This is a genomic window from Draconibacterium halophilum (assembly GCF_010448835.1).
Taxonomy (GTDB): domain Bacteria; phylum Bacteroidota; class Bacteroidia; order Bacteroidales; family Prolixibacteraceae; genus Draconibacterium; species Draconibacterium halophilum.
Genome location: NZ_CP048409.1, coordinates 2,346,438 through 2,369,509, shown reverse-complemented (window position 1 = coordinate 2,369,509; position 23,072 = coordinate 2,346,438). Strand labels below are relative to the sequence as shown.

Here is a 23,072-nt window from a genome sequence, read left to right as displayed (position 1 = left end):
AATAATTAGTTCTTTTTAAAATGAATCTTAGGTAAATCACGTAACCTTTTAGCAGCTCCTTCAGCAGTAATATCGCGTTGTGGAGTCCCCAGCATTTCATAACCTACCATAAACTTTTTAACGGTTGCAGAACGTAATAATGGCGGATAAAAATGCATATGCAAATGCCACTCCGGATGGTCTTCACCATCAGTTGGAGCCTGGTGCAAACCGGCTGAATACGCAAACGATGTTTCAAACAGGTTATCATACATTAGAGTCAGTTTTTTGTAAATATCTGCCAAGTCGCTTCGTTCTTCTTCGGTTAGCTCCAAAATATTCTGAACTGGTCGTTTACTGATTATCATGGCCTCGAACGGCCAAACCGCCCAAAACGGGATTAATGCCACAAACGAATCGTTCTGATCGAGCAAACGATCTTTCTTTTCCAGTTCGGCATTTACATAGTCGAGCAGCATAGTACGACCATGCTTTTCAAAATATTCTTTTTGTGTTTTACTCTCTTTTGATGGTTCGGTAGGAATTCCTTTCGACGACCAGATCTGCCCGTGTGGATGTGGATTAGAACACCCCATAATGGCACCTTTGTTCTCGAATATCTGCACATAATTGATAGCCGGATTTTCGCCCAATTCGGAATATTGCTCACACCAAAGGTCTACCACTTTTCGAATATCGGAAACTTCCATTTCTGGAATAGTAAGACTGTGATCTTCGCTAAAACAAATTACCTTACAAATTCCACTTTCGCTTTGCGCTTGAAACAATTCGCCATCATTAATACTTCCATCAGGAGTATCGGTAAGCAAAGCACTAAAATCGTTGGTAAATACAAAGGTTCCTTTATAATCGGGGTTAACTTTTCCTCCGGCTCTTTCATTTCCTGCACAGAGGTAACAATTCGGATCATATTTCGGTCGTTTTTGAACAACCGGTTTTTCAACCTGTCCCTGCCAAGGCCTTTTGGCCCTGTGTGGCGACACTAAAATCCAATCGCCATTTAATGGGTTATATCTTTTATGAGGATGGTCTTCAATGTTAAAACTCATCTGATTTATTATGTCAGTTATAATTTAGGCCGAAAAACTAACTTATTCCGAATGTTAGATCGGGATAAGTTAAATATTCGGCCTCAAAGTTAAAATATCAATTGAAATAGTGAGCAAATTAGAAGTTTTTTTTCACACTATCTTTTACCACTTAGGATGACATTTCTCTGCCTAAAAGTCAAGTTTTACAGAACCTTTAGAGCGGATAAACAATTTATGACAACTTCCTTTTCCGTAAACATGTTCTAAAACTTTTACGTATTCATCAAGCTTATCTTGTGGAACGAATGCCTGGATAGTACCACCAAATCCACCGCCATGCACACGCCATGCACCAGTTCCTTTTAACACCATTTCGCTTAGTGCCAGTGCCAGCGATACTACTTGTTCGTCTTTATGAACAACATCAAAAATATTCTGATTATACATGTACGAGCTGTAACCCGACTCAACAACCATATCGAGAAAAGCTTTAAAATCATTGTTTTCCAAAGCCTCAACCTGTTTTACAACACGTGCATTGTCGCCCTGAAAGTGATAGGCACGAAGCAAAGCGCGATCGCCGGTTTTCTCTCTTATTTCAGGAATCTTTTCTACAATTTGCTCCAGCGTAACTTCGCGAAGCACTTCGGCTCCGAGCTCAGCAGCAACCGATTTCATTTCAGTAGGTAACGAAGCATATTCTGCCTGAGAAGCAGGATCGTCATGACCACCACCAACATCGGTAATTACCAATGAGAAGCCTGTTGATACAAAATCAAAATCAACTTCTTTTACAATTGGATTAGCCGGATCTTTAAAATCGATAGTAATTAAACCACCAACAGAACAAGCTGTTTGATCCATTAAACCACATGGTTTTCCAAAATAGTTGTTTTCACTCCACTGACCAATGATCGCGTTTTCAACGGCATCCATTTTCCCATTGTTAAAAAGTTCGCTAAAAATAGCTCCTATCAACACCTCGAACGATGCCGAAGAACTCAATCCCGAACCTTTTGGTACACGACCTTCAATACAAGCATCAAAACCACCAATCGCATAACCATTCTCCTTCATTTTTGCAGCAATTCCTTTTACCAATGAAGTTGATGTATAATATTCATCTTCGTTGGGTTGGAAATCGCTCAACTCAACTTCGAATTCAGGATAACCTGCCGATTTAATTCGAACGGTATTCGTTCCGTTTTTGGCTGCCACTGCAATATTATCAAGGTTTACGGCACCTGCTAAAACACGTCCGTAATTATGGTCGGTATGGTTACCACCAATTTCGGTTCGACCGGGTGAACTATACAACGAAACATCATCGCCACCAAAAGTTTCCTCAAAATCTCCCATCAGGTCTGCATAACGTTCAGCCTGACCTTTTAATTCGGCAACATCACTGCCATATAACTCTTTGAATAACGGGTTATTTCCTCCGTTAATTTTTTCATTTAATACGTTGATCTTAGTCATAATCTGTTATTGATTTATATACTTTAATATCTATTTTTCAACTGGTAGGTACTGGTGGGTACAAATATAATTTTAAATGCTACCTGCAAACGCTATCAATAGATGTTGCACAGCAGATTTAACATTTATAAACTATTTCTTACAATCATTCGTGCGTTGTTACGCACTTGCGACTTATCGCGTGTTACAACCATATTGGCAAGAGTTCTTCCCATTTCGGTAAAATCAGTTGAAATGGTAGTAATACCACCCGAAACTACTTCTTTTAGCATGGTATTATTAAATGAAACTATGCCAAACTTTTTGCCTAACTTAAACTTGCAGTATTTGGCAATTTTCACCATTTCTACCAGATCCCGGTCTGAAATCAGAAAATAAGCCTCCCATAATGATGGTTTAACTCCATCAAGCGATTTTACAATCTCGTATCTAAAATCATTCTCCTCACAAAACCGTTTAAATCCTTCTGATCGTTCTTCAGGTTCTTTACCTCCGGGATTTACAAAAACCAATCTTCGGTATTTCTCAATCATCTCCTTCCCTTCTACCAAAGCATCATAAAAATCCTGCTCAAAATCCTGGTAAACCACCGGATATTTTGCCAATTCAGGTTTTAGGCGGTCAATAATATAAACCCTGTCTTGCGGCAGCTTTGATAATAAATGCCCCGTATTATCGAAAGTAGCAGGCATAATTAAATACGATGTGTAATTCCCGATACTCTCGGTAATCAGGTTCTTGAACACCTTGTAATTAAAATGATGAAAATACACTTCGACGGTGGCCTTGCCTTTAAGCGAGTTGATTAGTGAATTATAAAGGTCTTCTTTGAAAGCGTTTAGCTCGTCGAACAACACAAAAACACGTTCTTCAACTTTTATCTCGGTACTGGCAATGTAATACCCTTTTCCGGGCTGGCTTTTTAATATACCTTTCGATTTTAGCTCGTTAAAGGCGAACATTACCGTGTCGCGACTAAGACTAAATTCGGAACATATTTGGTTAATTGAAGGAACTTTATCCCCTTTTTTCAAACGTTTTTTTTCAATTGATTTTAGTACCGTATCTATTATTTGGCGGTATTTTGGCACCGATGATTTTGGATTGATCGAAATTACTCTTCGTTTTGGCATTTAGTAAAGCTTTACACAAAGCTAGTAGTTTTTTATTACAAAATGATGTTTTAAAACACCACCAGTACCTACCAGTTAATTTTTTGATTTTTGCATTTTTGCTCTTTCAAAATTTGCAGTTAACAGTTGGTTAGCATATTTACACGATGTAACATGCAACAAAACTTTAAAACCACTACATATTTTAAGCAAAACTAAAATATAATGCCTGACTTGAATACCTTTGAATGAAAATTCAGAAAAAAAGAGCAAGATAGCACCCGGTATAATTTTTAAGAAAAAGAGCAAGATAGCAAACGGGGAATTAGCCCGGTTGCAAGAAATAGTAAAACAAAATAATTAGATTATAATGAAAATAACAACAACAACATTCGGAACATTAAAGGATGGCCGTGAGGCCCAACTATTTACCCTTAGCAACGATACACTAAAGATCAAAATAACCAACTACGGTGCCATTATTACGGCAATTGATATGCCCAATAAAAATGGATCAATAGATAATATAGTTTGTGGTTTTGAAAAACTGGAAACTTACCAAAGCGATGAATATTTGGAAAGTTGTCCTTATTTTGGAGCAATTATTGGCAGATTTGGTAACCGCATTGCAAAAGGTCACCTTGAGATTGAAGGAAAAACCTACAAAATGGCGATAAACAATGGTCCCAACCATTTGCATGGCGGGTTGGAAGGATTCGACAAAAAATTGTTCGATGCCGAAATTATTGACTCACCAAACGAAGTTGGTGTTAAGTTAAGTTACTTGAGTCCTAACGGAGAAGAGAATTATCCGGGCAACCTAAAAGTTACCTGCATTTATACATTAAATGAAGAAAATGATCTGGCAATTCAGTATTATGCCGAGACAGATAAAACTACGGTGATAAACCTTACGAACCACACGTACTTTAACCTAACCGGAGGAAAAGAAAATATTCTGAACCACGAACTGGAACTGAATGCCACAAAAATGACAGATATGGTGGAGCAAATTCCAACAGGGAAAATACTTCCGGTCGTTGGAACCGCATTTGATTTTACTTCACCCAAAAAGATTAACGCCGAAGGCCTTGAAATGGGTTACGACGACAACTTTGTTTTTGACAACGAAGACGGCGACCTGATTATGGCCGGAGCATTAAGCGAAGCAAAAAGCGGACGTAAGGTGGAAGTGTACACCACTCAGCCGGGAATGCAGGTTTATTCTGGCTACTGGATTCCAGAGTTCACAATTGATGGTAAAAAGAAATTTGGCAGTTACGCGGGTATCGCGCTGGAAACCCAGCATTATCCTGATTCGGTGCATCACCCCAAATTCCCAACTACGGTTTTAAAGCCCGGTGAGCTTTACGATCAGAAAACAATCTACAAATTTATAACAGAATAAAAGAAATGCCCGAAAGGGCATTTTTTTATGAAACCTTTAAAAAAAATCTTCGTAAGGGATTTTTCTTATTTTTGACTTCTTACATTTTGTGTGAATATTAATTAAAGATCGAACCAGGATCTCTTATCTAATTAACAACTTATGAAAACCATCGTTGCGCTATTTGAAACCGCTGTTGCTAACTACCCCGACAATCCATATCTCTGGGAAAAGACAAAAGGTGAATACCAACCTACTACCTACAAAGAAACCCACGAGAAAGTTTTAGATCTGGCCGCAGGACTGATCCAACTTGGTTTCAAAAAGGGCGACCGCGCAGCATTGGTTGCTGATGGCCGAAACGACTGGATTATAAGCGAACTAGGAATGCTTTATGCCGGCGGTATAAACGTCCCCTCTCTATTCGTTTACAAAACAACGAGCTGGCTTTTCGAATAAAACACAGTGGAAGTAAATATATTTTTGTATCAAAACTACATGCAGAAAAAGTGGAAGCAATCCGCAGCGAACTTCCTGATCTGGAAAAAGTGGTTTACATCGATGGCAAAGAAAATTTGGGAGAAAATGACATCGATTACCGCGAACTTTTAGCTGCCGGAGCAAAATTTAGAAAAGAAAATACCGAGCAAACCGAACTCGTTTGGAAATCAATTCAACCGGATGATGTTGCCAACATCTCCTATACATCAGGGACAACAGCCGATCCGAAGGGAATTATGCTGTCGCACCTGAATTATGCAGCCAATGTTGTACAATCGAATTCTTTGCTCGATTTGCAATCGGAATGGATTACACTGGCTATTTTGCCGTGGGATCACGCTTTTGCGCATACAACCTGCCTGTATGTATTTATGTACAAAGGGGCAAGTATTGCATCGGTTGAAATCGGAAATTCGCCGATGGAAACCCTGAAAAATATTCCAAAAAATATTAAGGAAATCAAGCCTTCTCTAATGATGAGTGTTCCTGCTTATTCAAAAACATTCAGAAAAATATTGAGGCGGGTATTCGCAAAAAGGGTGAATTTCTATACAAAATATTTCAGTTTGCACTAAAAGTTGCTTACGCGCACAACGGTTATGGAAACAACCGCGGCAAAGGTTGGCGTTTCTTCCTCAAGCCGCTTTACTGGCTATTCGACCAGATTCTGTTTTCAAAAGTTCGCGAAGGATTTGGCGGCAACCTGCAGTTTTTTGTTGGTGGCGGCGCATTACTCGATATCGAATTGCAACGTTTCTTTTATGCAGTTGGTCTGCCAATCTGCCAGGGTTACGGACTTACTGAAGCAGCTCCCGTAATCTCGTCGAATGTGCCACACGATGTTGTTTTTGGCTCTTCAGGGAAACCGGTTAAAGACCTTGAAATAAAGATTCTTGATGAAAATGGCAACGACATGCCTACCGGAAAAAAAGGGGAAATTGTTATAAAAGGCGACAACGTAATGCTGGGCTACTGGAGCAATCCAACTGCCACTGCCGAAAGCCTTAAAGATGGATGGTTACATACCGGCGATATGGGATACATGGCAAAAAACGGCTTCCTATATGTACTTGGACGATTTAAAAGCCTGCTGATTGGCAACGATGGCGAGAAATACAGCCCTGAGGGAATTGAAGAAGCAATTGTTGATCAATCGCCATTCATTCAGCAGATTATGCTCTACAACAACCAAAATACTTACACCGTTGGAATGGTTGTTCCCGATATGGAAGCCATTAACCGTGAACTGAAGAATCGGGGAATTGAAAAAGGAAGCGATGAAGCCGCCAGAGCAGCAATTGAGATCATACAGAAAGAAATTAATGAATACAAAAAAGGCGGAAAGTACGAGGGAGAATTCCCTGAACGCTGGCTGCCTGCCACAGTTGCAGTGCTACCGGAAGCATTTACCACCGACAATAAAATGCTGAATGCCACCATGAAAATGGTGCGTGACCGAGTTACTGCTTACTTTGCTAAAGAGCTGGAATTTTTATACACTTCAGGAGCCAAAAACATCATTAATGAAATGAATATTGAGGCGATGAAGAAATGGATGAAATAGATCGACAACAAAACAACGCTAAGTCACAAAAGCTGATTAATGTTTTGAGTTCACTGAAAGCTGCGTTCAGTATTCAATCGCAGTTTTCAGTGAACACAACCACGATTTACAATTTTACAGTTTTTTAATTTAACCATTCTTTCTACTACAGAGAAAGAATCTGATTCGCAGTTGCAATCTCAAAGTCTCAGTGCTCAATGTGTCCCGCTATTCTTCTACAAAATACCGCAGCTGATCGAGCATAATCGGAACATCATCTTTATTAATTCCCAATTCTACCAAATAATGTAAATCCTCGTGAAACACCTCAAAAAACTCGCGCTCGGTAAATTCGGTTTTAACGATTGATTGCTTGTAATAATCCAAGGCATTCTTTCGTCTGCCAAGACACCACTGCACGTGTCCCATGTTCATTAAATCGTGTTTATTCGGACTGTCGTCAATAAGTTTTGTAAAATATTTCTCTGCCTGCTCAAACTTACCAGCTATCAGCGAACACCAGCCAATGGGTTTCCAAACTTTTTTGTTTTCAGGCATCAGGTATTCTACTTTGAAATAGGTTTTCAAAGCCTCTTCGAAACGCTCCAGCTCCAACAAACAGTGTCCAATATTTAGTTGAACATTCAAATTCTCTTCATCCAGCACTTCTACCTCGCGATAATATTCCAGGGCTTTTTGTGGTTGTTTCAGGTTGCGGTAACACAGTGCTATTTTGTTTAGGTTCCATTTCTTATTCAACTCAAAAAGCTCAGCACTTTTGTAGGCTTTCAAAGCCTCCTCAAAATCACCTAATTTTTGGTAACAGTAACCCAATTTCTGGTACAACTCACCGCTTTTTTCTTCCTCAAGCAAGTAAGAAAATACTTCGGCTGCCTCGTTATAATAGTTTTTTGAAAAGTAATATTCGGCAATATTTCGAATGATGTTATTATCCTCTTTCAGAATTTCGCCAAGCGCTTGTTTATTATGGAAATCGAATCGCCAGTTAAAAATGTCTTCAAAATCAGCTTTCCGCGGATGCAATTTGAAAAAACGGTACAAATCCTGAATGTAGAGGTTTGAAACATAACCCGCCATTTTCCCTGGATCGGTCAACTGTTCATCATTTTTCAGCTCTTCAAACTGCTGCATTTCGGCATTCAGACCCTCAGCCATAAACTCGCGGTTTTCGGCAGGAATATTCTGCAAGCTAAAACAGAAGGAGTATTTATCGGAATTGCACAGAACAGGAGCTAAGGCAATGGCATTTACAAACCGATCAGTAACACTATCGTCGCGATTTACAACAAAATCAATCTCCGGATTTTTAGGAAAAAATGGCATAAACCAATTGGCAAACTCACTAAAGAACGGGAACATTTTCAGCATCGCAAACGAGCTCATAAACACATCGGCTCCTTCCATTTGCAGCTCCGAAAACTCCTCCATTTTATTCATTAATCCGGGTGAGTCTTCAAATATCTTTTCCCATTCCGGATTTTCATCATCACCCAGTGAATCATCCATTAAACTATCAAGGTTGATTTTGTCCTTCAGATTCGGACTAATCTTAATCATTTCCGGAATAATTTCGTCGGTAATTTTTTTCTGAATTTTTTCTGTTTCCTTACTTCTTATAAGCTGAATAATAACCTGTTCGAGGTTTCGTTTAAACTCCGGCTTTTCATTCAACAATTTCAATCGTCCGGTTATTGATGGATGATAAGGCAAACGATTGTGATAGCGGTAAAATCCGATAAGCAAACCAACAATAGCTCGCTGATTTACCTCCATATCTTCGTGGTCGTAAGCATCAAAAAGTATCGAAAATTTAGCCTCATCAAAGTATCGCAACAAACTCATCAGCACAGCCGAAACGATAAACGATTTATACGGTTTTTCAATCAGTTCGCTTTTTAGCAGTGCGTTTAAAAACGCGGTTTGTTCATTACTCAATTCGTTTTGAAACCAAAAAAAGTAAAACAAAGACACGAACTTTTGTTGGTGCTCGCGTGGATTAATTCTGTTTGATGATTTTTTCACCTCGGCATCGTCAACCAGCGAAACCAATTCCTCTTGCAGATAAAAATCCTCCAACTCATCTAAAAGCGTTTTGAAATTTATTTGTTCAGGATTAAATCCACGTTTTTTTTCGTAAGTAACTGACGAGGATATTTTTTGTAACACCTCATCATGAATTTTGTCGCACAGCTCAAAAACCGAAACAATAAGTTTTTGATACACCTTCTGTCGCTCCGGGTCCTGAATTCCCTCTACCGTATATTTTAACATGTAGCTGTAATTCTGCTCCAGGTTGCGCCACTCGTCGAGATGAATTAACAAATCGTTTTCGCGAATCAGTTTTTCTAACCGATCAAAAGCAGGTTTTAGTTTCCGATCGGCAAGATTCTGACAGATCGTATCGTATTTTATTTTAAGGTCCTTTTCGTTCATAGCTTATCAAAGTTATACCACTTATAAAAATGATTAAATCATTTTATAATTATTTTTTAATTGATAATAATGCCGATATATAAAAACAAAATGATTGAGAGTTTGCGAACCACTGGCTCAATGTTTTTAATAGTCGGTATTACTCGAAAGACTATTAAATATCAAAAAGCTTTCCAAAAATTGCGATCGGCGCATTTGTCGGGAAATTGGTTTTTAGGCTGACAAAGTTTCAAGAAAATCAACGTCCGGCAAGGTAATTTCCCGTCCTGCAACATTTTTTTGCGTTACTGCAAGGTTTTTTCGCGTTCTGCTGAGTTTTTAGCTGTCCTGTCACCAATTTAATTATTGCCGTCTGGTTACACCAGTTTAAAAACGATGCAAATTGATGGAGATTTAGATTGAGTTTTGTGTTTACGCAACTCGCAGCTAATCATCCTAACAACAACCAACTGTGTACCGCGCCATCTTATAACTCACCATCTCATGTTCTAGAATCCAAACCGCCCTTGCCCCATTTCTTTTCGGCTAGCCTGATAAGCAGATATGATGTTTTCCATAATTTCTTCAACAGGTAATACTGTATTCAACTGTGCCGATACCTGGCCAATTTCCAATTCACCTTCATCCAGGTTCCCTTCAAAAATTCCTTTTTTAGCACGGCCCCTTCCAAGTAGCTCAAGCATAGCTTCCGGAGATTGACCGGATTTTTCGGCTTCATCAACCTGATTAAAAAAGTTATTTTTTACTAATCGTACCGGTGCCAGTTTTTTTAGTGCCAGTTTTGTTCCCCCTTCGCCCAATTCAGTAACCATGCGTTTAAAATCAGGATGTGCCGACGATTCTTCTGACACGGCAAATGCCGATCCGATTTGCACACCGTCGGCCCCTAAAACCATTGCCGCTAACATGGCTTCGCCCGATCCAATTCCCCCGGCTGACAACAATGGTAACTTTGTAGCTTTTCGCACCGATGGGATCAGTGCCATCGTTGTGGTTTCTTCGCGACCGTTATGCCCACCGGCTTCAAAACCTTCGGCAACAATAGCATCAACACCGGCAGTTTCGCATTTGCCGGCAAAAAAAGAGCTCGACACAACATGTGCCACCGTAATTCCTTTGTCTTTTAACCACCCGGTCCACTTTTTAGGACTACCGGCCGATGTAAAAACCACAGGCACTTCGTGTGCTGCAATAATATCCATAATACGTTCGGTTTCGGGATACATCAACGGCACATTCACTCCAAAAGGTTTATCAGTTGCTGCCTTTATTTTCACGATGTGCTCTTCCAGCGTTTCGGGGTGCATCGATCCGGCTCCCAAAAGCCCAAGTCCGCCACTGTTACTCACTGCTGAAGCCAACTTCCACCCTGAACACCAAACCATTCCGCCTTGTACTACAGGATATTTTATATGGAATAAGTTACAAATACGATTCATCTGTTTGTCTTCAAAAAATTAGATTGTGAAATTACAAATATGTAGTTAGCTCAACGATTTAACATTCGCCAAGGTTTATAAAATAATGGGAATAAAATATGTGCAGATTGGTTGAACAACTAATTGTAACTACTTTTTCTTACTGGTAGTTTTGTCATCGTAAAAAATATTCTCTTCCAGAATTTGAACAAGGGTTTCCTTTGATACCCGCCTTTTAATTTCCCCTTTTTGTGCCACCGAAATCGATCCACGCTCTTCAGAGACAATAATACACAACGCATCTGAATTTTCAGTCATTCCAATAGCTGCTCGATGACGAAGTCCCAAAGCTTTGTCCAAATCTTTTTGAGTTAATGGAAGAATACAACCAGCCGCAACAATCCGGTTTCCTTTAATAATAATAGCCCCGTCGTGCAGTGGCGAATTCTTGAAAAATATGGTACGAATAAGCACCGAAGATATTTTTGCATTAATTTTTTCTCCGGTATTAATCTGCTCATTTAACTCGGTTTCCATCGCGATAACGATTAGTGCACCGGTTTTTGTTTTCCCCATGGCCTGACAGGCCTCAACAATATTCTCGATCTGGCGATGTTTTATACTTTTTGGTTTTCCCTGACCGAACAACTTGTCAAGCATCAGTATTTTATTCACATTATAATTGGTACCGATAAACACCAGAAATTTCCTTATTTCGGGGTGAAAAACAATTATCAGTGCCAAAACACCAACACCAATAAACTGCCCCATTATCGATCCCAGCAATTGCATATTCAGCGCCCGAACGATTAACCAAACCAAATAGAGCGAAAACAGGCCGATAACAATATTAAAAGCTACCGTTCCTTTTATAAGACGATAAAGCTGATACAGTAAAAATGCCACCAGCAGAATATCAAGAATATCCAGAAATCGTATTGTTATAAATGCAAGCATTAAATGATTGTTGCTTTAATTTCACAAAATATTTTCACGGCTTCAATAGCTTCTTTTACGTCATGCACACGCAAAATATCAGCCCCCCCATTAATGCCAATGTGTTCGCAACAGACGTGCCGTTTAGTGCCGTTTCCGGGGATGCACCAAGTGCTTTCCATATCATCGATTTACGACTTAAGCCTACCATAACCGGCAATTGGTAAACCTTAAACGCATCGAGTTTATTTAATAACTCGAAATTATGGTCGAGTGTTTTTCCAAAACCAAATCCAGGATCAAGAATAACCTCTTTTACACCCAGTTTATTTAGTTTTTTTACTTTCTCGGCAAAATACTGCGCTACTTCGCGAATCAGGTCGTCGTATTGAGGATCCTCCTGCATGTTAAGCGGAGTTCCTTTTATGTGCGACAGAATGTATGGGACTTGCAACTTGCCAACAGTTTCAAACATATTTGTGTCGAGTGTACCCCCCGAAATATCGTTAATAATTATGGGCCCCACCTCATCAATAACACGAACAGCCACCCACGAACGAAACGTATCTACCGAAAGAGCAAGATCGGGAAATGCATTGTGAATAGCCTTTACTGCCGGTAAAAGTCGTGCTAACTCTTCCTTGGTAGAAACAGTTTTTGCCCCTGGTCGTGTAGAAACCGCACCTACATCAATAATGCCGGCACCATCAGCTATCATTTGCTCAATGGCTTTTAGCATCGTAGCTTCGTCTTCCATTTTTCCACCATCAAAAAACGAATCGGGCGTAATATTCACAATTCCGGCAACTACAGGAATGGATAGGTCAACTTCTTTTTCACCAAGATGTAATGTACTGTTTCGTTTCAGGAACTTACCGGCTGACTGCGTAATCAACATAAGAACTGAGCTTTTATGTTTAACAAATTATTAACGAACTATTAATTGTCGTTAACTACAAATGTAGAATAAAACGGGCCAAATTTGTCATTTTTTAATACTTTTATCCGGCAATTTTAGCATACAAAAACAGACAGAACATAGCGAATTTAGCACAATTGGCTCAATCAGAAGAAAAAAGACAAAGAACAATGGACAAAACAAATAAGCAATACGACCAGGTAATTTCAATCTGCCGTACTATTTTTTCAAAGAAAATGACCGATTACGGCACCGCTTGGCGAATATTGCGTCCGACCTCACTTACTGACCAAATATATATTAAAGCACAGCGCATTAGAAGCATTGAAGAAAAAGGCATATCAAAAGTTGACGAAGGTGTAAAACCAGAATTTATTGGTATTATCAATTACTGCATTATGGGGTTGATTCAGCTGGAACTGGGACCGTCTGACCACGAAATTCCAAACGAAAAAATCCAGGAACTTTACGACAAGTATTTCAACGAGGCCAAAATGCTGATGATGAATAAAAACCACGATTACGGTGAAGCCTGGCGAAATATGCGAATCAGCTCGTACACCGACCTTATTTTAATGAAAATACAACGTACAAAACAAATAGAAGATAACCAGGGCAAAACACTCATTTCGGAAGGTATTGATGCCAACTACATGGACATGATAAACTATTCTGTATTTGCCATGATTAAAATTGAATTTGAAAACGAAGAATAAAATCACTCTATGAATATTGTAAAACAGCTCGCCCGAATTCTTTTTGGTATTGTTTTTATTTTTTCTGGATTTGTAAAGGGAATTGATCCCTGGGGTTCGGCCTACAAATTTACCGACTACTTTAATGCCATGGGTCTGGATTGGATGCTTTGGGCAGCTTTTCCGCTGGGCGTTCTCCTGGCTTTTGCCGAGTTTGCCATTGGTGTAGCCTTTTTATTTAACTGGCGGATGCGCCTATTTTCGTGGCTGGGGCTGGCATTTATGGTCTTTTTTACGCCGCTTACCCTTTGGATCGCACTAAAAAACCCGGTAACCGACTGCGGCTGTTTTGGCGATGCACTGGTAATTTCAAACTGGGAAACATTTTATAAAAACCTGGTATTTATTGTGCTGGCCATTATTGTTGTAGCTAACCGCAACTGGTTTGCCGACAAAGTAAAAAGCAAAGTACCGGCCATTATGAGTATTGGTGTTTTTATCGTTTATTTTGGTATTGTTTTCTATTCGTACAATCATCTACCAATTTTTGATTTCAGACCTTATAAAGTGGGTACCAATATTCCTGAAGCAATGAGTATCCCCGATGATGCACCACAGGAAATCTATGAGAATATATTCTACTATAAAAACAAAAACAGCGGCGAGGTGAAAGAATTCACCGAAGACAACTACCCGTGGCAAGACACTGTAAACTGGGAATATCACGACATGGAATCAAACTTGGTGCAGGAGGGCTATGAACCACCAATTCATAATTTTATAATTGAATCGCCCGAAGGAGATGATATAAAAGACTTTTTTATTTACGACGAGAATTATGTTTTTATATTGGTGGCCTACGATCTGCATAAAACCAGCACTAAATCGCAGGACAAAATAAATGCATTGGCGCATTGGGCAATGGATCAGGGGTATTCGTTTATTTGCCTTACCTCAACTTTGCAAGACGAAGCGATGCAATTTGCTGAAAAAAATCAGGCTCCTTACGAATTCTTTAATGCTGACGAAATTACCTTAAAAACAATGATTCGTTCCAACCCGGGCTTGATTGTAATGAAAGACGGAACGATTCTGGGAAAATGGCATTACAATGATATTCCAACTCCGCAAGAAATTGAAAGCGAGTTTATAAACGAATAAAACCCGTGCTTACTGCTTTAAATTCCGTAAACAAATAGTTAATTGTATTTAAGCATTATTTTCAATAGCCCGCGAATCAATTAATTCGGTTAAATTTGTGATCGATTTTTGAAAATCTAATAAACTAAAATTCAATAATATGAGACAAAAAATAGTTGCAGGAAACTGGAAATGTAACACCACCTTGCAAGAAGGTGTTGAGTTGGCAAAAGCTGTTGACGCCATTGTAGCGAGCGAAGGTGCTAACGATGTAGTTGTTGTATTGGGAACACCATTTACACACATTACAAAAGTAGTTGAAACAGTTAATACTGACAGAATTGGTGTATCAGCTCAAAACTGTGCTGCTGAAGCCAAAGGAGCTTACACAGGTGAAGTTTCTGCTGAAATGGTAAAATCAACCGGTGCCGAATATGTTATTTTAGGTCACTCTGAGCGTCGTGAATACTACGGTGAAACAAGTGAAATTCTTAATAAAAAAGTAGCCCTTACGTTAGAAAACGGATTAACTCCGATTTATTGCTGTGGTGAAGCTTTGGATATTCGCGAAGCAGGCACACACAACGAATATGTTGTAAACCAATTGGAAGAAACAGTTTTCCAACTGTCAGCCGACGATTTCAAGAAAATCGTTATTGCTTACGAGCCAATCTGGGCAATTGGCACAGGTGTTACTGCAAGTTCTGACCAGGCTCAGGATATGCACGCTAATATTCGCGCTGCAATTACGGCCAAATTTGGCGAGGAAGTTGCTGAAGGAACTTCGATTCTTTACGGTGGTAGCTGTAAACCAAGCAACGCAAAAGAATTATTCGCCAACAAAGATGTTGACGGTGGTTTAATTGGTGGTGCTTCATTAAAAGCTGAAGACTTTATTGGAATCATCAACGGATTCTAGGTTATAAGCCATTAAAAAATATTGAAAAGCCATTTCCTCCTCAGTTAGGAAATGGCTTTTTTCGTTAACAATAAACCACTCCCAAGCCATGTTTCGATGATATTTGCTACATTTACCTCTGTTCTTAAGAAACATCTGCTAAGGCCGGGGTATTATAAGAAAGAACATTGCATTATTCTTTTGGGTCAAACTTTTTTATTGCATGAAAAAACTGGTATTATTTGTTGGTCTGTTAACCTCAATAGGCATTATCAGTTGTGATTCTTCAAAAAAATCGGAAGAAATAGCCTCATACACCTACAGTGAGAAAAAAGTAGAAATGAGCGATTCCTTAAAAGCAAAGATTCCGGTGTGGGTAGAAGAAGGGAGAATTTGCTATGGTTTGGTTATTCAGGTAACTAAAAATGATAAACCGGTGAAAGGGAAACCCGTTAAAGCCAAAGTGGTTCAAATAGACGAAAATTCGGTAAAAATGAAAGCCATTGAAACGGTAATTCTGAATGAAACAATAGATTGCAGTTTAAGAGGAATAAACAAAGGCCAGGTATGGGACGAAAAAGAAGGTGACCTTTATCTTTCGATCGATGAAGCAATTGAGGCACTTGAAAAGATGAATATTTACCAACAGGATAACTAAACCCTGTTTTAATTTGAAAATCTCCCTGCTTTTTCTCAGTAAATAAATTTAACCTTACAATTACCTCATCATCTTTCTACAATTCTTTTTAGAAGACGTATATTCTCAAATTGTACGTAAACAAATCGTTGACCTCAAATATTGACTATATTTAAAATTTTATTGCAAAAACAGGAAATTCCACAATTAAAACAATAATGAAGTGGTATTAAAAGAACAGAGTAAAAGAGTCGTTTTCGAGTGAACATATGAACCAATTTTTAAAGCATATAATTTCCCTGGTAATTACAACACTACCTTTATATCTGTTTGCTCAAAATACTTATAATTTTTCCGGAGTGGTTGAGCACATCGAAACCAAAGACCAAATAGGTTTAGTTGCCATACAATTATTGGAGCTAAATCGATGGACAACATCGGATTTAAATGGTGAGTTTAATTTTGATGATATTCCAGAAGGAATATATACGATACAAGCTTCGTGCTTAGGTTACGAAAGGTACGAGAAACCAGTTGAAATTAAACGAAATATTGCGAGCTACAATATATCTATGGAGGTTAGCTCTCTCGGATTGAATGAAATAACTGTTGTAGCCCGGGAGAATACCAGTTTAAGTTCATCTTCAACCATCGAGAATGTTGCGATTGAACATTCACAGCCTACAAGTCTTTCCGATATTATGCAGTTGGCTCCCGGCCAGATTTCTTTAAATCCCGATTTGTCAAAGGCCAATCAAATAACAATCAGGGATATAAACACCTACTCGGGAGAAGACAGAACCAGACCAGCTAATTCCAATGATGCTTTAGGAACTGCAATTATTATTGATGGAACACCAATGGACAATGATGCAAATATGCAATCAGTAAATACAACCACACAAGGTCAATCAAATGCATATTCCACAGCTGGAGGCGGAATAGATATTCGTCAAATATCAACGGATTTTATCGAATCCGTAGAAGTTATCCGGGGAATTCCATCAGTACAATACGGCGATTTAACAACTGGTGTAGTGCTGATAAAAACAAAATCAGGAAAAACGCCTCTTAAAGGAAAAGTGAAAACCGACCCAAAAATTAAACAAGTCGCAATTTCCAAAGGATTTTTGCTTGAAGGTGAAAACAAAGGAGCTGTAAATATTGAATTTGACTATACCCATTCATATGATGATTTGAGAGAACCTGCAAGTATTTATAAAAGAATAAACGGACAATTTGGCTACTCAAATACCCTTTTTAAGAAACATAATCCCTTAAGTATAAATTTTAAGGGAAATTATTTTCGCACACTTGATGACGAAAAGAAAGATCCGGACCAGCGAAAACTGGAACGTCAGCGCGAAAGAGAATCTGGTTTAGATTTGAAAATTTACGGAAAATGGTCGCTTCAAAAATGGTGGCTTGGCAACTTATCTTATAACTTATCGGGTAGCTTTAAACAGCAGAACTTTTACAACTATACATTAAATACCACTTCTGCTACTCCCATCCCAACAAGCTACTTAGCAGGAGAATATGCTGTAAATATTTTACCATCGAGTTATTATTCCGAACTAAACGTTGATGGTAAACCTTACAATTATTTTGCAACAATTAAACTCGATTCAAGATGGAAAATTGGAAAAATGAGCCACAAAGTATTGTATGGTTTTGACTGGCGGGTTTCAGGCAATAATGGAGAAGGCAGGCTGTACGACCTAACCCGGCCGCCAAGAAATGCAATTGAAACCCGGCCCCGTGCATTTAAAGATATTCCGGCAAGCAAAAAACTGGCTCTTTTTGCCGAAGATAGAATAAACCTGCCAATTGGCACTAACAACCTGGAAGCTCAAATAGGGATACGCTACAACAATTTCCTTCCAAAAGGGATCTTCTCTACCAATGGATTTAACGCTCTGGAACCAAGAATAAATGTCGCCTACAAAATAACAGATAACGACACAAAAAGAATACTTCGCAACCTTACACTCCGAGGTGGCTTCGGAAAAACATCAAAAACACCTACTATGTTGCACATGTATCCGGATGCCGCTTATATTGACAAACTGAGTTTTAATTACTCACCGGAATTAATTGTTTCAACAACAGAAGTTATTGAAGACACCAGCAATCCGAGCTTAAAACCAATGTCAAATAAAAAATATGAATTGGGAGCCGACTTCAACATTAAAGGCATAAAATTTATTGTTACCGGATTTAGCGAGAGAATCAGAAATGGCTACAGCTGGGAATACCAATACTTTTCAATAAATTACCGAAAATGGGATGATTTGGGAAAGGGATTCTTACCGGTTTTTGATAACGGAGAAATTACCTACGAGGAGAATGGAGACATCCGAATATTGCCTTATGGGCAGGAAAATGAATTCGAAAGATACAAGTCACCGATAAATAACTATAGCGTCGACAAGAAAGGAATTGAATATGTTATTAACTTTGGTCGTATAAATCCGATAAAAACAGAGTTGATGGTTGACGGTGCTTATTATCACATAAAAAGATCCAGGCATGCTGTACCGTTTTTGGAAAGGATAACTTCATCGTACCAGGGAGACTATTATCCATATCTTTCTGTTTTGCCGGGAAACTCTGGCATTATTACGCAACGTTTAAATTCCAACATCCAAACCATCACCCATATTCCTAAACTCAAAATGATTTTTTCACTCAACCTTCAAACAATTTGGATGAATAAGTTTGAAAATTTTTGGGAAAACGAATCCGGAACACCTGCTGCCTATACCAGAGGCGAGAAAAACGAAAAGCTATACGGCCAATTTTCTGCTGGGGAAATCATTTATGTGGATCCGGTAGGTTTTTATGACATGGATATGGATTACCACAAATGGCAGGATAAGTATTCGTATGAAGCCCCTACTCAACTATGGTAGAAAAGCAAGATGATGATTTTTATGACGAGGAATCGTATCCGATAACCTGGCAACTCAATTTAAAATTAACCAAGGAATTTGGAAAATTTGCGAAGTTGTCGTTTTTTGCATACAACCTGTTTAATCACCGGCCATTATATAAAGTGAAACGAAGCGGCACCTATGCCAGATTAAACCAAATTGCCTACTTCGGAGCAAACCTAACATTTAGTTTGTAAATATTTAAACCGATTTATAATTTATATCATGAGAAAATTTGTACTTATAACCATATCCTTGTTAATGTGTTTATTGCTAACAAACTGCAAAGATGATGTTACTCCCAGCTATATAACTACGGTAAAGGTAGGTTACCCTGAAGGATTTACTGTAGCAGATTTCCCAGAGAATGTTACTGTTACAGCTACCAACACAAATAACACAAGAACCACTTCAGTAACAGCAACTTCTGATGGTAACGCCATTTTTGAACTGGTTGAAGGAAATTATAATTTTACAGCAAGCTTTTCTGTTATTGGCACCGATGGGGAGGAATACATTTTTAACGGAATAATATCTAACTATTCTTTAATGGCAGAATCGGATATAGCAATGAATTTGATTTTGGTAGATAATACCGGTGGGTTCATATTTAAAGAAATCTATTATTCCGGTTCAAGAACACCTGAAGATAAATTTTATTACTCCGATCAGTTTCATGAAATATATAACAACTCGGGAGATACGCTATATGCTGATGGATTATGCATTGCAGTCCATGCCCAAACCTCAACCTCAACACTTACCAGCTGGGTTGACGACAATGATGAATTACTTGATAGAATACCTTTAACTTTTCATACATGGATAGTACCGGGTGATGGCACCGAATACCCTGTTTTCCCTGGTGAAAGTTTTGTAATTGCTCTTGATGGTATCGATCATCGAACCGATGAAAATGGAAATCCAAATTCACCTGTTAATCTTGGAGATGCCAATTGGGAGACTTATGTTGAATCTTCAGGCAAAGATTTGGATGCTTCTGCAGTACCAAACCTCACTATGATATATACAACGAATACTGCCATGCACGATTGGTCGACTTCAGTTTTCGGCCCTGCAGAAGTTCTTTTCCGACTCCCTAATAATGATTGGGAAAGCTACGTTTCTGATACCGGTAATTTTATGACAAAACCAGGAAGTTCTTCGTCTACTGAGTACCTCATGATTGACAGAGAATTTGTTATTGATGCTGTTGAATGTGCTCGTGTTGACAGAGATGATATTTATAAGCGTCTTCCTGTTGAGTTGGATGCAGGTTATACCTATATAGAGGCGGGCACTTATTCATCATTATCCGTTCGACGTAAAGCAAAAATGATTATAGGTAGCCGCGTAATTTATAAAGACACCAATAATTCTTCAGAGGATTTTTTGCATGATTTAGTTCCAACTCCAGGAATACATCCTACAAGTTTAGAAGAATAAACTCAGAAACAATAGAAATCGCCTGCCATTACAAAAGGTGGGTACTATAAATGTTTTGCTTGAGATGACTAAACTTAAGATTGTTTTTATTCTGACTTTATCCTTTTTTACTACAGAAAGGATTTTGGCAAATAACACACCAAAGGATAGTACATTCAATTCATTAAAACTTTTCAAACTAAAAAACCATTGGCTTAACAGTGGAAATTTGGCTGGCTTAACTTTTAACTCCAACGAAAACATTGGTGAAGTTTTCGGGGAATATAAATTGTCAGATGGAGATTTCCGAAAGGTGCGGGAGGCGACACATTTGGAAAACTACTCACTTTATTCCGAAAGTTACCTGGTAGTAAATAAAATTCATTATTATGGAAAATTTGCGTACCAAAACAGTGATGAAACGGGGAATTTATATACCGGGCTTTTTAATCCCTACAGAGAAAATCCATATATTATCGGAGATTCGATTCCTGGTGCTAACATTCACAAAGAAAGTTTTCAGCTTTCGGGGGTATTGCAACAAAACTTAGCAATAAACTTTCGGTTGGATTAATAGCTGATTACCACATTGGAAAAAGTGCAAAACAAAAAGATCCGCGCCCTCGCACACTCGTTTCCGATTTTTCACTGCGTCCATCAATTATTATACCTATTTCAAACAGTAATCTTGGTATAGATCTGGCTTACCGAAATCGAAAAGAAGATATTGATTATAAACAAGTAGTATTAGATGATCCTGATCCTACATATTTTATGTTTAAAGGAATGGGATTTTTTACTTCAGAAACAGGACAATCAAAATCGCGATTTTACAATCATAACAGTTTATCAGCGGGAGCACAGTATGACACTAAATTACTCGGATTTCGGTCGTTAACAGAAATTAGAGGAACATACGGCAAGGAAACAACGGAGGACGGATCAAATACAATTAAAAAAGAAGATGCCGGCGATTGGAAAACTTTTGAAGTTGAACTAAATCAACAGCTTACCAAACAGACCAATAATACGATTCAAAAAATTACCTTTAACACATCGTTTTTTAATGCAGACGGAATTGAATATATACAAGATGCTATTTTAAATGATGATAATTCTACTGAATACATTACCTTATCAAAAAACCTAAAACTTAATCAGAAGAGATTTAACACCTGCGTGAGATTTAACTATTTAAAACTTTACGACTACGAACAAATAAACTGGGAAAGTTCGGTATTCTCTCGTTTAAAGTTAAACACCGAAAAGTATTATTACATTCCTGAGATTTTTAATGCCAACTATTCAAATATTGAACTGGGAGTAAATTTTGAAAAGAACTTTTACTTTGGGAAATTTCGTTTTGCCCCTGAGATTAGACTGAAATATCGTTACACTTTTGATCAGGAGCTTAATCTTTCAAACGACGAAACAATTACCCGTCGACAAAACAAACAACTTTATATCCGCGATTTTGAAATCGATACAGCCGATTATTTCAATATTGCTACCCAGGTAAATTGGGGTTACAAATTGTCAAAATCGGAAAATATTGACGAACTTTTTTTACGAATTGTATACCAATATCAGCAAGTATCGCATTCGAATGAAGAAAATGGAATTTTAACTATAAAACTTGGATTTATGTTCCAGTAACTGCTAATCAGAATAAGATGAACGCAATTGAATGTAAAAACCTAACCCACTATTACGGCAAAAAGCTGGTTTACGAAAACCTGAATTTTAACGTTCAGAGTGGAAGTATATTGGGGCTGCTGGGGAAAAATGGCACCGGAAAAACAACCACTATTAATATCCTAAATGGATTTTTGCAGCCGCAAAGTGGCGAATGCCTGATTTATGGCGAGAACACACAACATCTTTCGCCGGAGAACAAAGCCCGAATAGGTTTTCTTATTGAAGGACACGTTCAATATGCATTTATGAACATCCATCAGATCGAGAAATTTTACTCGAAATTCTACCCTAAATGGGATAACGAACCCTACTGGCAATTAATGTCGAAACTTCAGGTTTCGCCAAAGCAAAAAATATCTACCATGTCGTGTGGGCAGCGTTCGCAAGTAGCGCTTGGGCTTATTTTGGCACAAGATCCCGATTTGCTTATCCTCGACGATTTTTCGATGGGCCTCGATCCCGGGTACCGCCGTTTGTTTATCGATTACTTACGCGAATATGCCAAAGCTAAAAACAAAACCATTTTCACCACTTCACATATTATCCAGGATATGGAACGCCTGATCGATGATCTGCTAATTATGGATTTTAACACAGTGTTGGCGCAACGCAATGTAAATTCGTTTATGCAGGAATTTAAACAGTTTTACCTGGAGCTTGAAAATCCGTCTATCGATCTTTCGGGAGAAGACTTTGTAAGTAATATTGAGAAAGTAAATAATAAAATTGAACTCTACACTTACGAATCGGAAGATAGGATTCTGAACTTCTTGAAAAACAATGGGATTGCGCACAAAAACTTTCAAAAAATTGAAATGGGACTGGAAGATGCATTTATTGGATTAACCGGAAAATATTAGCAA

General features: G+C 38.4%; 17 protein-coding genes and 2 pseudogenes. 12 read left to right on the top strand and 7 right to left on the bottom strand.

Annotated features, from left to right (window positions below; all coding sequences use genetic code 11):
* Nucleotides 1-5 precede the first annotated feature (5 nt).
* The 3 genes from G0Q07_RS09570 to G0Q07_RS09560 form a co-directional block, all read right to left on the bottom strand.
* Nucleotides 6-1,049, bottom strand: a complete 1,044-nt coding sequence (locus tag G0Q07_RS09570; protein WP_163345887.1) for a UDP-glucose--hexose-1-phosphate uridylyltransferase — start codon at nt 1,047-1,049, stop codon at nt 6-8.
* 171 nt (nt 1,050-1,220) lie between these two features.
* Complete coding sequence (locus tag G0Q07_RS09565) at nt 1,221-2,510, bottom strand: galactokinase (protein WP_163345886.1); 1,290 nt, start codon at nt 2,508-2,510, stop codon at nt 1,221-1,223.
* 125 nt (nt 2,511-2,635) lie between these two features.
* Nucleotides 2,636-3,643 carry a GntR family transcriptional regulator gene (locus tag G0Q07_RS09560; protein ID WP_163345885.1) on the bottom strand — a complete coding sequence of 336 codons (1,008 nt, stop codon included), beginning with the start codon at nt 3,641-3,643 and terminating at the stop codon, nt 2,636-2,638.
* A gap of 349 nt (nt 3,644-3,992) precedes the next feature.
* Between G0Q07_RS09560 and G0Q07_RS09555 the strand changes: the two genes are divergently transcribed.
* The 3 genes and pseudogenes from G0Q07_RS09555 to G0Q07_RS20695 all read left to right on the top strand — a co-directional run bounded on the left by G0Q07_RS09555 (nt 3,993) and on the right by G0Q07_RS20695 (nt 7,074).
* Entirely contained in the window at nt 3,993-5,030 is a 1,038-nt protein-coding gene (locus G0Q07_RS09555; protein WP_163345884.1) for an aldose epimerase family protein, read from the top strand.
* A 141-nt stretch (nt 5,031-5,171) separates the two neighbouring features.
* Nucleotides 5,172-6,085 (top strand): annotated as a pseudogene (locus G0Q07_RS20700) (AMP-binding protein).
* Between the two features lie 170 nt (nt 6,086-6,255).
* Complete coding sequence (locus G0Q07_RS20695) at nt 6,256-7,074, top strand: AMP-binding protein (protein ID WP_246223012.1); 819 nt, start codon at nt 6,256-6,258, stop codon at nt 7,072-7,074.
* Between the two features lie 207 nt (nt 7,075-7,281).
* Here G0Q07_RS20695 and G0Q07_RS09545 read toward each other — a convergent pair whose 3' ends face one another.
* The 4 genes from G0Q07_RS09545 to folP all read right to left on the bottom strand — a co-directional run bounded on the left by G0Q07_RS09545 (nt 7,282) and on the right by folP (nt 12,759).
* Nucleotides 7,282-9,507 (bottom strand): tetratricopeptide repeat protein, encoded by a 2,226-nt coding sequence (locus tag G0Q07_RS09545; protein ID WP_163345883.1) that lies wholly within the window; start codon nt 9,505-9,507, stop codon nt 7,282-7,284.
* A 488-nt stretch (nt 9,508-9,995) separates the two neighbouring features.
* Nucleotides 9,996-10,946, bottom strand: a complete 951-nt coding sequence (locus G0Q07_RS09540) for an NAD(P)H-dependent flavin oxidoreductase (RefSeq protein WP_163345882.1) — start codon at nt 10,944-10,946, stop codon at nt 9,996-9,998.
* A 129-nt stretch (nt 10,947-11,075) separates the two neighbouring features.
* Nucleotides 11,076-11,882, bottom strand: a complete 807-nt coding sequence (gene cdaA / locus G0Q07_RS09535) for a diadenylate cyclase CdaA (protein ID WP_163345881.1) — start codon at nt 11,880-11,882, stop codon at nt 11,076-11,078.
* 55 nt (nt 11,883-11,937) lie between these two features.
* On the bottom strand, nt 11,938-12,759 hold the full coding sequence (folP, locus tag G0Q07_RS09530; protein ID WP_246223011.1) for a dihydropteroate synthase: 822 nt from the start codon (nt 12,757-12,759) through the stop codon (nt 11,938-11,940).
* Nucleotides 12,760-12,950: 191 nt separating this feature from the next.
* On the opposite strand from folP, the gene G0Q07_RS09525 reads away from it, so the two are divergent.
* From G0Q07_RS09525 to G0Q07_RS09480, 9 genes and pseudogenes are all read left to right on the top strand, one after another.
* Entirely contained in the window at nt 12,951-13,496 is a 546-nt protein-coding gene (locus tag G0Q07_RS09525; RefSeq protein WP_163345880.1) for a DUF1599 domain-containing protein, read from the top strand.
* A 9-nt stretch (nt 13,497-13,505) separates the two neighbouring features.
* The gene (locus tag G0Q07_RS09520) at nt 13,506-14,636 is read left to right on the top strand and encodes a BT_3928 family protein (protein WP_163345879.1); all 1,131 of its coding nucleotides are present in this window, start codon (nt 13,506-13,508) and stop codon (nt 14,634-14,636) included.
* A 139-nt stretch (nt 14,637-14,775) separates the two neighbouring features.
* Nucleotides 14,776-15,534: a triose-phosphate isomerase gene (gene tpiA, locus G0Q07_RS09515; RefSeq protein WP_163345878.1), complete on the top strand. Its 759-nt coding sequence runs from the start codon at nt 14,776-14,778 to the stop codon at nt 15,532-15,534.
* Between the two features lie 202 nt (nt 15,535-15,736).
* Nucleotides 15,737-16,171 (top strand): hypothetical protein, encoded by a 435-nt coding sequence (locus tag G0Q07_RS09510; RefSeq protein WP_163345877.1) that lies wholly within the window; start codon nt 15,737-15,739, stop codon nt 16,169-16,171.
* A gap of 248 nt (nt 16,172-16,419) precedes the next feature.
* Entirely contained in the window at nt 16,420-19,065 is a 2,646-nt protein-coding gene (locus tag G0Q07_RS09505) for a TonB-dependent receptor (protein WP_163345876.1), read from the top strand.
* The gene (locus G0Q07_RS09500) at nt 19,059-19,283 is read left to right on the top strand and encodes a hypothetical protein (protein ID WP_163345875.1); all 225 of its coding nucleotides are present in this window, start codon (nt 19,059-19,061) and stop codon (nt 19,281-19,283) included. Before G0Q07_RS09505 ends, G0Q07_RS09500 begins: the two co-directional genes overlap by 7 nt.
* Before the next feature lie 28 nt (nt 19,284-19,311).
* Entirely contained in the window at nt 19,312-20,532 is a 1,221-nt protein-coding gene (locus tag G0Q07_RS09495; RefSeq protein ID WP_163345874.1) for a DUF4876 domain-containing protein, read from the top strand.
* Between the two features lie 64 nt (nt 20,533-20,596).
* A pseudogene (locus G0Q07_RS21265) lies at nt 20,597-22,167 on the top strand (DUF6850 family outer membrane beta-barrel protein).
* A 17-nt stretch (nt 22,168-22,184) separates the two neighbouring features.
* Nucleotides 22,185-23,069, top strand: a complete 885-nt coding sequence (locus G0Q07_RS09480; RefSeq protein ID WP_163345871.1) for an ABC transporter ATP-binding protein — start codon at nt 22,185-22,187, stop codon at nt 23,067-23,069.
* The last annotated feature ends 3 nt before the right edge of the window (nt 23,070-23,072 follow it).

Bases quoted from the DNA above. Each gene is read 5' to 3' on its own strand.
- G0Q07_RS09570 (WP_163345887.1), bottom strand. From the start codon at position 1,049: ATGAGTTTTAACATTGAAGACCATCCTCATAAAAGATATAACCCATTA.
- G0Q07_RS09565 (WP_163345886.1), bottom strand. From the start codon at position 2,510: ATGACTAAGATCAACGTATTAAATGAAAAAATTAACGGAGGAAATAAC.
- G0Q07_RS09560 (WP_163345885.1), bottom strand. From the start codon at position 3,643: ATGCCAAAACGAAGAGTAATTTCGATCAATCCAAAATCATCGGTGCCA.
- G0Q07_RS09555 (WP_163345884.1), top strand. From the start codon at position 3,993: ATGAAAATAACAACAACAACATTCGGAACATTAAAGGATGGCCGTGAG.
- G0Q07_RS09545 (WP_163345883.1), bottom strand. From the start codon at position 9,507: ATGAACGAAAAGGACCTTAAAATAAAATACGATACGATCTGTCAGAAT.
- G0Q07_RS09540 (WP_163345882.1), bottom strand. From the start codon at position 10,946: ATGAATCGTATTTGTAACTTATTCCATATAAAATATCCTGTAGTACAA.
- cdaA (WP_163345881.1), bottom strand. From the start codon at position 11,882: ATGCTTGCATTTATAACAATACGATTTCTGGATATTCTTGATATTCTG.
- folP (WP_246223011.1), bottom strand. From the start codon at position 12,759: ATGTTGATTACGCAGTCAGCCGGTAAGTTCCTGAAACGAAACAGTACA.
- G0Q07_RS09525 (WP_163345880.1), top strand. From the start codon at position 12,951: ATGGACAAAACAAATAAGCAATACGACCAGGTAATTTCAATCTGCCGT.
- G0Q07_RS09520 (WP_163345879.1), top strand. From the start codon at position 13,506: ATGAATATTGTAAAACAGCTCGCCCGAATTCTTTTTGGTATTGTTTTT.
- tpiA (WP_163345878.1), top strand. From the start codon at position 14,776: ATGAGACAAAAAATAGTTGCAGGAAACTGGAAATGTAACACCACCTTG.
- G0Q07_RS09510 (WP_163345877.1), top strand. From the start codon at position 15,737: ATGAAAAAACTGGTATTATTTGTTGGTCTGTTAACCTCAATAGGCATT.
- G0Q07_RS09505 (WP_163345876.1), top strand. From the start codon at position 16,420: ATGAACCAATTTTTAAAGCATATAATTTCCCTGGTAATTACAACACTA.
- G0Q07_RS09500 (WP_163345875.1), top strand. From the start codon at position 19,059: ATGGTAGAAAAGCAAGATGATGATTTTTATGACGAGGAATCGTATCCG.
- G0Q07_RS09495 (WP_163345874.1), top strand. From the start codon at position 19,312: ATGAGAAAATTTGTACTTATAACCATATCCTTGTTAATGTGTTTATTG.
- G0Q07_RS09480 (WP_163345871.1), top strand. From the start codon at position 22,185: ATGAACGCAATTGAATGTAAAAACCTAACCCACTATTACGGCAAAAAG.